Origin of the sequence: Curtobacterium sp. B18 (assembly GCF_000333375.1) — a bacterium.
Taxonomy (GTDB): Bacteria; Actinomycetota; Actinomycetes; order Actinomycetales; family Microbacteriaceae; genus Curtobacterium.
The window spans coordinates 1-6,475 of record NZ_BACZ01000379.1 but is presented as its reverse complement, the minus strand read 5'-3'; the positions used below and the strand labels follow the sequence as shown (position 1 = coordinate 6,475).

The 6,475-nt window shown below is 69.7% G+C and carries 6 protein-coding genes; 5 read left to right on the top strand and 1 reads right to left on the bottom strand.

The features are described from left to right. Positions 1 to 110: 110 nt before the first annotated feature. On the bottom strand, positions 111 to 1,127 hold the full coding sequence (locus I5E_RS10525) for a LacI family DNA-binding transcriptional regulator (RefSeq protein ID WP_022906946.1): 1,017 nt from the start codon (positions 1,125 to 1,127) through the stop codon (positions 111 to 113). 153 nt (positions 1,128 to 1,280) lie between these two features. Here I5E_RS10525 and I5E_RS10520 point away from each other — a divergent pair, with 153 nt between their 5' ends. The 5 genes from I5E_RS10520 (at position 1,281) to I5E_RS10495 (ending at position 6,453) form a co-directional block, all read left to right on the top strand. Continuing rightward, positions 1,281 to 2,513 carry a sugar ABC transporter substrate-binding protein gene (locus tag I5E_RS10520; protein ID WP_042723770.1) on the top strand — a complete coding sequence of 411 codons (1,233 nt, stop codon included), beginning with the start codon at positions 1,281 to 1,283 and terminating at the stop codon, positions 2,511 to 2,513. 62 nt (positions 2,514 to 2,575) lie between these two features. Further along, positions 2,576 to 3,526: a carbohydrate ABC transporter permease gene (locus I5E_RS10515; RefSeq protein ID WP_031262171.1), complete on the top strand. Its 951-nt coding sequence runs from the start codon at positions 2,576 to 2,578 to the stop codon at positions 3,524 to 3,526. After that, the gene (locus tag I5E_RS10510; protein ID WP_022906943.1) at positions 3,523 to 4,413 is read left to right on the top strand and encodes a carbohydrate ABC transporter permease; all 891 of its coding nucleotides are present in this window, start codon (positions 3,523 to 3,525) and stop codon (positions 4,411 to 4,413) included. The genes I5E_RS10515 and I5E_RS10510 overlap by 4 nt, the downstream gene beginning before the upstream one ends. Before the next feature lie 130 nt (positions 4,414 to 4,543). Beyond that, entirely contained in the window at positions 4,544 to 5,338 is a 795-nt protein-coding gene (locus I5E_RS10500; protein ID WP_022906941.1) for a ThuA domain-containing protein, read from the top strand. Further along, complete coding sequence (locus I5E_RS10495; protein WP_022906940.1) at positions 5,335 to 6,453, top strand: Gfo/Idh/MocA family protein; 1,119 nt, start codon at positions 5,335 to 5,337, stop codon at positions 6,451 to 6,453. The genes I5E_RS10500 and I5E_RS10495 overlap by 4 nt, the downstream gene beginning before the upstream one ends. Positions 6,454 to 6,475 lie beyond the last annotated feature (22 nt).

Sequence of the window (6,475 nt, the reverse complement as noted above, 5' to 3'; positions counted from 1 at the left end):
GCGTCCGCGCGGCGACGCGACCCTTCGCGCTGGGCGAANTTCATTTGTCGCGCCGCGAGTGAACTGTCGCCCAGCGCGAAACCTCACCCGCCTCGCGCGCCGTGTGCCGGTCAGGCGGGCGCGGGAGCCGTCGACTCGGCTTCGCGGAGGGTGCAGGGCAGCAGGAAGTGCGGCAGCTCGTCGGACTTCCCGTCGAGCTGGTCGATGAGCGCATCGGCGGCGCGGGTGCCGAGCCGGCGGCCAGGGGCCACCATGGTCGACAGTCGCGGGTAGTGCTGGTCGGCGTTCGTCTCGGACGAGGCGATGCTCAGCACCGAGACGTCCTCGGGCACGCGACGACCGGCGGCGTACAGCCCGACGAGGAGCCCCGCCGACGAGTCGTCCTTCATCACGAGCACCGCCGTCACGTCGGGGTCGAGGGCGAGGAGCTCGCTCGCGGCCGTGCGCCCACCGTCGCTCCCCGGGCCAGCCGTGACCACCGTGCCGACGAGTCCCCGTGCGGCGGTGACCCGACGGAAGGTGTCCTGGGTGCGGAGGTGCGGGGCGTAGCCGGCCATCGGCGTGCCCTCCAGGTCCTCGAGCACGAGGGCGAACCGCCGGTGCCCGAGCGCCTCGAGGTGGTCGATGCTCGACTCGATCGTGGTCTCGAAGTCGATGTCGACGAACGGCAGACCGCTGCTGTCCCGGGTGCGCCCGATGAGCGTGAAGGGGACGTCGAGGGCGGTGAGGACAGCGACGCGCGGGTCGTCCATCCGCACCTCCATGAGGATGACGCCGTCGACGAGCCCCCCGGAGACGAGGTCGTCGAGGTCGTCCCCTGCCGGGTCCACCGGCCAGAGCACGAGGTGGTAGCCGCGCTCGGACGCCCGCTCGGCGGCGCTCATGAAGAACTCCGACGTCGTCGGACTGAACCGGTTGCCCGTGGTCGGGAACAGCAGCGCGATGATCCGGGTGCGCCGGCTCGCCAGCGCACGGGCGACGACGTTGCCGCGGAACTTCAGTTCGCGCATCGCCGCCTGCACCCGGGCGGTCGTCGCCGGGGTGACGTACTTCGTGCCGTTCACCACGAAGGACACGGTGGCGATCGAGACTCCCGCGCGATCGGCGACCTGTTGCATCGTGGCCATGCCGTCCAGCCTACCGTCCAGGATGCGAAAAAAGCGCTTTACAGGTGAAGCGCTTTTCTGTTAGCTTCTCGCCCCAAGGACACAGCGACGATGACGTCAGCGGATTCGTGGTTGCGTGCCTGCCCCTGCATCCGCACAGAGAAGAGCTCTGCAATGAAGCAAAGATTCCCCTCCACGACGCGCCGGACCCGAGCCCTCGTCGGCGCGGTCGCCGTGCTCGCGACGATCCCCCTGGTCCTCACCGGGTGCTCCGGTTCCGGCTCGGCCTCCTCCGGCGGGAGCAAGGCCCTGACGATCGAGGACTACTACGACGCGACCTACAACCCCGTCTACAAGCAGTGCGCGAAGCAGGTCGACGCGACCGTCACGATCAACCACGTCGCCGGCGCCGGTCTGATCTCGAAGGTCCTGCAGCAGGCATCGTCGCGGACCCTCCCCGACGTCCTCATGCTCGACAACCCCGACGTGCAGCAGATCGCGGCCTCGGGTGCGCTGTCCGAGCTGAGTGACTACGGCCTGAGCGCCGAGGGCGACGTCCCCGGCGTGAAGGCGGCGAGCACCTACAAGGGGAAGCTCTACGGCCTGCAGTCGAACACGAACTCGATCGCGCTGTACTACAACAAGAAGCTGCTCTCGGACGCCGGCGTCCAGCCGCCCAAGACGTGGGACGAGCTGAAGGCCGCCGCGAAGAAGCTCACCTCCGGGTCGACGTACGGCTTCGCGATGAGCAACATCAACACCTACGAGGGCACCTGGCAGTTCCTGCCCTTCTTCTGGTCGAACGGTGGTGACGAGAAGGACATCGCGACGCCCGAGGCGGCGCAGGCCCTGCAGCTCGTCGAGGACCTGCAGAACGACGGCTCGATGTCGAAGAGCTCGATCAACTGGGCCCAGGCCGACGTCAACAACCAGTTCCTCGCCGGCAAGGCCGCGATGATGATCAACGGCCCGTGGCAGCTCCCCGCCCTCAACGCGAAGAAGGGCCTCGAGTTCGACAGCGTCCCGATCCCCACCCGTACCGGTGAGGCGACCGTCGCACCGCTCGGCGGCGAGGCGTTCACCGTCCCGCAGACCGGCGACAAGGCGAAGATGCAGCTGGCCGCCAAGTTCGTCGGCTGCCTGCACTCGCAGAAGACCCAGAAGGCCCTCGCCGAGGTGAGCGGCAACGTGCCGACGAACCTCGAGGCCGGCGCCGCGTGGGCGTCCGACCACCCGCAGGTCGCCTCGTTCGTCACCACGGTGAAGACCGCCCGCGCCCGCACCGGTGAGCTCGGACCCGACTGGCCCAAGGCCGCGACGAAGATCTACACCGCCGTCCAGCTCGCCCTCACGGGCAAGGCCGACCCCGAGGCCGCGCTCAAGCAGGCGCAGTCGCAGAGCCAGTAGTGCACGAGGGAGCCGGCCGCCCGGTCGGCTCCCTCCCCACCCTCGGAAGGAGCGGTTCCGGCATGAGCGCCACGACACAGACCCGACCACGGACCACGGCGTCCGTCCCACCACCACGACCCGGCCAGCGCCGAGCGCGCATGCGCACCGGGCTCACCCGATGGCTCTTCGTCATCCCGGCCGCGCTGTTCGTGGCCGTGTTCTTCGGCTACCCGGTCGTCAAGAACGTCATCATGTCCTTCCAGGACTACACGACCAAGACCTTCTTCACGGGCGAGGCCCCGTGGGTCGGGCTCGGCAACTACATCCAGGTGTTCCAGAGCTCGGTCTTCGCGACGAGCGTCGTGAACACCGCACTGTTCACCGCGGGCTCGATCGTCCTGCAGTTCGTGATCGGCCTCGGTCTCGCGCTGTTCTTCCGGCGGCACTTCCCGCTCTCCGGCTTCCTGCGCGGGCTCCTCCTGCTGCCGTGGCTGCTGCCGCTGATCGCGTCGAGCGCGGTCTGGAAGTGGCTGCTCGACCAGGACAGCGGGGCGCTCAACCAGCTCCTCGGCCTGGTCGGCATCGCACCGGTGCCGTGGCTCGTCAGCCCGAGCCTGGCCCTCATCGCCGTCATCGGCGTGAACGTGTGGCTCGGCATCCCGTTCAACACGACGATCCTCTACAGCGGACTGCAGTCCGTCCCGCCGGAGCTGTACGAAGCCGGCGCACTCGACGGCGCCACCGGCTTCAAGGCGTTCTGGTACATCACCTGGCCGAGCATCCGGAGCGTCGTCAGCGTCGTGATCGTCCTGGGGGTGGTCTACACGTTGAAGGTCGTGGACATCATCCTCGGCCTCACCGGCGGCGGACCGGCGAACTCCACGCAGACCCTCGCCACGAACGCGTACCACCAGTCGTTCATCAACTTCCAGTTCGGCATCGGAGCCGCGGTGAGCAACGTGCTCATCGTCGTCTCGTTCGTCTTCGCGATGGTCTACATCGCGATCTCCAGGAAGGCGGTCGACGAATGAGCGTCGGAATCGCGAACCAGACCGTCACCGCCACCCGGGCGATCACGACGAAGCGCAGCGCACGGGTCCCCGGGCCGAAGCGCGGCGTCAAGGGCATCCCGCTCACGATCCTCGGCTGCGTGTTCCTCGCGATCATGGTGTTCCCCGTCTACTGGATGGTGAACACGAGCCTGCAGGCCACGTCCGGTGCCGCGACCGCGACCTGGTTCCCGTTCTCGCCCACCTTCCGCGGGTACGAGACGGCGTTCGCGCAGCAGGGGCAGAACTTCCTGTCGAGCATGATCATCGGCCTCGGCACCGTCGTGCTGACCCTGGCGATCGCGACCCCGGCCGCGTACGGGCTGGCCCGGTTCAAGATGCGCGGCACCCGGGTGTTCCTGCTCGTGCTGCTCATCACGCAGATGATCCCGGCGATCGTCATCGCGAACGCGCTCTACACGCTGTTCAACAACGTCGGACTGCTGAACAGCTACATCGGGCTGATCCTCGCCGACAGCGCCGTCCAGGTGCCGTTCGCCGTGCTGCTCATGCGCGCGTTCATGGAGTCGATCCCGCCGAGCCTCGTCGAGGCCGCGCTCGTCGACGGCGCGAACGACTTCCGGGCGTTCGTCTCGATCGTCCTGCCCATCAGCCGGAACGCCATCGTCACGGCGGCGCTCTTCACCTTCCTCGGGGCCTGGGGCGACTTCCTCATCGCACTGACCCTGACGTCGACGACCGCGGTCAGGCCCATCACGCTCGGCATCTACAACTACATCGGTTCGAACGTCACCGACTGGGGGCCCGTCATGGCGACGTCCGTCCTCGCGTCGCTGCCGGCCGCCGTGCTGCTCATCGTCGCCCAGCGGTACATCTCCGCCGGTGCGCTCGGCGGCGCCGTCAAGTGACGGCGACCGACCCCGCGGCGACCGACCCTGCGGCGACCGCGGCGACCGCGGCGACCGCGGCTGTCGACCCCGGGGCAGCCGTCCTGTGACGGCCGGCGACACCCACGAACCCCAGCCAGAAAGGCACACCATGACCACCACCCCGCTGCGCATCACCGTCTGGGGCGAGAACGTCCACGAGCAGGTCGAGCAGCACGTCGCCGAGCGGTACCCCGACGGCATGCACGGCGCGATCGCCGACGGCATCCGCGAGAACCTGCCGGACGCCGTCGTCCGCACGGCGACGATGCAGGAGCCCGAGCACGGACTCACCGACGAGGTCCTCGCCGAGACCGACGTCCTCACCTGGTGGGGGCACGCCGCGCACCACGAGGTGGACGACGCCGTGGTCGACCGCGTGCACAAGCACGTCCTGTCCGGCATGGGGCTCGTGGTGCTGCACTCCGGCCACTGGTCGAAGATCTTCGGGAAGCTCATGGGGACCACCTGCACGCTCCGGTGGCGCAGCGAGCACGACCAGGAACTCGTCTGGACCGTGAACCCGCAGCACCCCATCACGCGCGGCGTCCCGAACCCGATCGTGATCCCCGAGCAGGAGATGTACGGCGAGTACTTCGACGTGCCGACGCCCGACGAGCTGGTCTTCATCTCCGGCTTCACCGGCGGCGAGGTGTTCCGGAGCGGCATGACCTACCGCCGCGGCCTCGGGAAGATCTTCTACTTCTCCCCCGGCGACCAGGACTTCCCCGTCTACCACCACAAGGACGTCCGACGCGTGATCGCGAACGCGACCGAGTGGGCCCGGCCGGAGCGCGAGCGGGAGATCCCGACGCTCCGCCGGTACGACCTCGGCGAGTACTTCGACGGCCAGCACTACCGCGGCCCGTTCGACGACGCACCGGTCGACGAGGAGGTGTCCGCGTGACCGCGCCGCTCCGGGTCGTCCAGGTCGGTGCCGGTGGCATGGGCCGGGCGTGGCTCGCGACCGTCGCCGCGGACCCGGACGTCGAGCTCGTCGGCATCGTCGACCTCGACCTCGACGCCGCGCGCGCTGGGGCGGAGGTCGCCGGCGACCCGACGATCCCGGTCGGCCGCGACCTCACCGCACTCATCGCCGAGACCGGTGCCGAGGCCGTCCTCGACATCACGGTCCCCGTCGCGCACCACCCGGTCACGCTCGAGGCCCTCCGCGCCGGGCTCCCCGTCCTCGGGGAGAAGCCGGCAGCGCAGACCGTCGCCGAGGCGCTCTCGCTCGCCGCGGCCGCCGAGGCCACGGGCAAGCTGTTCATGGTCTCGCAGTCCCGTCGGTACAACGACCACCTCGTCGCGTTCCGGCAGCACGTCCGCGGGCTCGGACAGGTAGGGGGCCTGAGCACGCGCTTCGCCAAGGCCCCGCACTTCGGCGGCTTCCGCGAGGAGATGGACGACGTCCTCCTGCTCGACATGGCGATCCACGCCTTCGACTCCGCCCGGTACGTCCTCGAGCGCGACCCGGTGTCGGTGTACTGCGAGTCGTGGAACCCGTCGTGGTCCTGGTACCGGGGCGACGCCGCGGCCGCCGCGGTCTTCACCTTCGAGGACGACGTCCACTACGTGTACGACGGCTCGTGGTGCGCGCCGGGCGCCGAGACCTCGTGGAACGGCGACTGGCGGGCCTCCGGGTCCGACGGGACCGCGCTGTGGGACGGCGACCACGACCCGTGGAGCGACCTCGACGGCACCCCGGGCGCTCCGGAGGCGGCACCCGGCGTCGGCAACGAGATCGCCGGCGCCCTCGCGTCCTTCGTCCGCGCGGTCCGCTCCGGCGAGCGCCCCGACGGCGAGGTGCACGGCAACGTGATGAGCCTGACGATGGTGGACGCCGCGATCGCGTCCGCCCGCACCGGACGGCGCATCGTGATCGACGAGGTCCTCGAGCAGGCGCACGCCACCGCGCTCGAGGCCGAGCAGGACGAGTCGATCCGCGAGCGGCTCGCCGCGTGGGGATCGGTCCGGAGCGCGCTCGCGACGGGGTCACCGGACACGGCCGCGCTCGGCTGAACGAGGCGAGTGGGCCGGGAGG